Genomic DNA, 1,715 nt, shown 5'->3' on the forward strand with positions numbered 1-1,715 from the left:
GGCGCGCGTCCGCAGGTCCAGCTGGCTGATCTGGCCGTTGCGGTAGCGGATGTCCGACAGCGCGGTGGCGCGGCGGGCCGAGGCCACGGCCTGGCCCAGCACGTCGGCCTGGGCCTGCAGCAGCCCCAGGCCGCTGAGCTGGTCTTCCACCTCGCGCAGCGCGGTCAGCACCTGCTGGCGGTAGCCGGCCAGCGCGATCTGGGCCTCGCCCCCGGCGCGCTCTTCCTGCGCCTGGCGCTGGCCGCCGTCGAAGATCGGCATGGACAGCAGCGTGCCGAGGGACCAGGCCCGGGCCGACCAGCGGAACACATCGCCCAGGTCGGTGGAGGCATAGCCGCCGCTGGCCGTCAGGCTCAGGTCCGGCAGCCAGGCCGATTGCGCCACGCCCAGCCGGGCCTGGGCGGCCATCAGGCTGCGCTGGGCCGCGGCCACGTCGGGCCGGCGCGCCAGCATGGCGCTGGGCAGGCCGGCCGGCACCGCGGGCGGGCGGGCGGTCCAGTCCTGCGTCGGGTCCGCCAGGGCAAAGCCGCTGGCCGATTCGCCCAGCAGCACGGCCAGCGCGTTCTCCTGCGCGGCGCGCTGGCGGTCCAGGGCCAGGGCGTCGGCCTCGGTGCTGGCCACCTCGGTGCGCAGGCGCTGCACGTCCAGCTCGCCCAGGTCGCCCGCGGCCAGCCGGCGCTCGGACAGGCGCAGGGTGTCGCGGTAGGCGTCCAGGGTTTCGCGGACCAGGCGGCGCTCGGCGTCGCTCTCGCGCAGCGCGAAATAGGCCTGCGCCACCTGGGCCTGCACCATCAGCCGGGTGCTCTGCAGCAGGGCCTCGCTGGCCTGCGCGTCCAGCGCCGCGGCCTGGCTGCCCAGGCTCAGGCGGCCGAACAGGTCGGTCTCCCAGGCCAGGTTCAGGCCGGGCGTGGCCTGGTTGATGACGGGCGCCGGGGTCACACCCGCGTTCTGGTTGGTGCCACGGGCCACGCCCAGGCTGGCACCCAGCTGCGGCAGGCGCTGGGCATCGGCCTGGCGCAGGCCGGCGCGGGCCTGCTGCAGCCGGGCCGCGGCCACTTGCAGATCGGTGTTGCGGGCCTGGGCCCGTTGCATCAGATCGTCCAGCACCGGGTCGTGGAAGACCGCCCACCAGGCGCCGCGCTCGGCGCCGTCGGCCGGCGGCACCACCGCCCAGTGGCCTTCGGGGGCGGCGGCCGGTGTGCTCTTGAAGGCGGCCGGCGTGGCCGGCAGGGCGGACAGGTCCGGCGCCGGGGCGCTGGCGCAACCGGCCAGCACCAGGGCGGCCAGCAGGGGCGCCAGCGACAGACGCGGGGGGTGGGCAAGGGAAGACGTCATCGCGTGCTCCAGTTCAGGTTCAGTCATGCAGACCCCGCGGGGCGGCCGGGTGCGGCGGCAGGGCCGCGCCCCCCGGGGCCATGTCGGGCTCCAGCAGCGGCTCCACGTCGTGCGGCACCTCGCCGTGCTGCTTGAGCGGGCGGTTGCCGGCCAGGCGGCGCAGCAGCACGTAGAAGACCGGGGTCAGGAAGATGCCGAAGGCGGTCACGCCGATCATCCCGGCGAACACGGCCACCCCCATGGCGTGGCGCATCTCGGCGCCGGCGCCACGGGCCAGCACCAGGGGCAGCACGCCCATGATGAAGGCCATGGAGGTCATCAGGATGGGGCGCAGCCGCAGGCGGCTGGCCTCGATGGCGACCTGCACCGGCGAGCGGCCG

Annotated in this window: 2 protein-coding genes; both read right to left on the reverse strand. The window is 76.0% G+C overall.

What is annotated here, in order from left to right; translation table 11 throughout:
• On the reverse strand, positions 1-1,335 hold a 1,335-nt coding region (locus I73_RS07440; RefSeq protein ID WP_022980039.1), incomplete at its 3' end, for an efflux transporter outer membrane subunit.
• A gap of 19 nt (positions 1,336-1,354) precedes the next feature.
• Positions 1,355-1,715 (reverse strand): efflux RND transporter permease subunit (locus tag I73_RS07445; protein WP_026096427.1); only part of this gene is annotated, 361 nt, incomplete at its 5' end.

The organism is Ideonella sp. B508-1 (assembly GCF_000333615.1).
In the GTDB taxonomy this organism is placed as follows: domain Bacteria; phylum Pseudomonadota; class Gammaproteobacteria; order Burkholderiales; family Burkholderiaceae_C; genus Ideonella.